A 1,573-nucleotide genomic window follows, 5' to 3' on the forward strand; every position below is an offset into this window, starting at 1 on the left:
CCCTTATGAGCATCTTCAATCAACTGCATAAGCTTGGGTCGCACCAAGGTAGCGCCTGATTCGTTTTCGACATAGAAGGCAGCAATCTTGTGGCCATAATCGTTGGCAAATACTATGAGTTCGCTTTTGGCACGCTTAGCATCTTGTTCTTTGGTAGACGCTCTAAGATAAGCTCTGATAAACATAAACACCTAAAATAGTCTGTTATAAGTGGTTCCATTATACCAGTCTGTTATAAGTGGTCTGTTAATAGGTTTGAAGGGTGAAATAAGTGGTTCCCTTGGGGTATAGCTTTTGAAACCATTCTTCTTTATATTGTCACTTAGACAGGCTGGGCATTTGATGTATAGTGTCATTTGCATTTCACTATTTATCAATTTCTCAGCCTGTTTTTTCCAGCCTACTTTTTGAACCACCACCCGGATATAAATGTAGCTATGAATAAAACAACTTTTAAAATATCGAAGATGGACTGCCCTTCGGAGGAAAACCTAATCCGAATGAAATTAGAGGGCCACTCGAATATTGAACATCTTGAGTTCGACATTCCTAACCGTCAATTAACTGTGTTTCATCATGACAATATAGAAGGGATAGAGACTGCTATTCATGACCTAAAATTAGGAGACACCCTACTCTCGACCGAAACCATTGACCCCTCTGATCCCAACAATAATTTTAAAATTGATGCTGACTCTAGTCACAAAAAAAATGCTGAGCAAAGAAAGCTACTATGGATAGTGCTGGTCATTAACTTTGCTTTCTTTATTATTGAAATGAGCACGGGACTGATTTCTCGTTCGATGGGGTTGGTCGCCGACAGCTTAGATATGTTAGCAGATAGCTTCGTGTACGGAATTAGCTTATTTGCGGTCGGTGGAACGGTCATTAAGAAAAAACGGATTGCTAGAATTGCCGGATATTTTCAAATTACGCTAGCGATTCTTGGTTTTTTAGAAGTACTAAGACGTTTCTTTGGCAATGAGCAGTTACCTGACTTTTCTACCATGATAGTCATATCGATTCTTGCGCTAATTGCAAACTCGATTTGCCTCTATTTACTACAAAAATCGAAAAGCAAAGAAGAAGCCCATATGCAAGCCAGTATGATTTTCACTTCAAACGATGTGATTATCAATTTAGGGGTAATTGTTGCAGGGATTTTGGTTAATTGGTTACACTCTAGTACGCCTGATTTGATTATTGGTAGCATCGTATTTGCTTTAGTTATTCAGGGCGCCTTTAGAATATTGAAGTTGAGTAAGTAGCCAAGCCTAATAACTGAAGCAAATAGCTCAAGTAAGTAGCTTAATTAAACCGCTAAGTGTAAAGTAACTGGGTTTGAAGCAAATAAACATCATAAGGATATGAGACCTCAAGCAATGATTGAACAAACTTTAAATCTAGTCACCACCAAAGACCATCAGCAAGTTGCCGTTTGGCGAATAATAGATGATGAAGTCTTTGATAAGAATCTGGTGGGAGACCATCCCGAATTCTGTGTAACTGCCGTTTAGATTAAATGCTTGCTGATACGGTCATCAAACATAATCATAAAGCGATTTAAAGCAGA

General features: G+C 38.5%; 2 protein-coding genes and 1 pseudogene. 1 reads left to right on the forward strand and 2 read right to left on the reverse strand.

The window, feature by feature from the left end; translation table 11 throughout:
- Together ACT3RN_RS15475 and ACT3RN_RS15480 are read right to left on the reverse strand one after the other, a co-directional pair.
- Nucleotides 1-185 (reverse strand): recombinase family protein (locus ACT3RN_RS15475; protein ID WP_444518813.1); only part of this gene is annotated, 185 nt, incomplete at its 3' end.
- A gap of 102 nt (nucleotides 186-287) precedes the next feature.
- Nucleotides 288-362 (reverse strand): annotated as a pseudogene (locus ACT3RN_RS15480) (IS1 family transposase); the annotation flags it as partial.
- Nucleotides 363-437: 75 nt separating this feature from the next.
- Here ACT3RN_RS15480 and ACT3RN_RS15485 point away from each other — a divergent pair.
- The gene (locus ACT3RN_RS15485) at nucleotides 438-1,268 is read left to right on the forward strand and encodes a cation transporter (RefSeq protein ID WP_444518814.1); all 831 of its coding nucleotides are present in this window, start codon (nucleotides 438-440) and stop codon (nucleotides 1,266-1,268) included.
- The last annotated feature ends 305 nt before the right edge of the window (nucleotides 1,269-1,573 follow it).

The sequence above is a fragment of the Psychrobacter sp. AOP5-GZ1-6 genome, assembly GCF_052376345.1.
In the GTDB taxonomy this organism is placed as follows: Bacteria; Pseudomonadota; Gammaproteobacteria; order Pseudomonadales; family Moraxellaceae; genus Psychrobacter.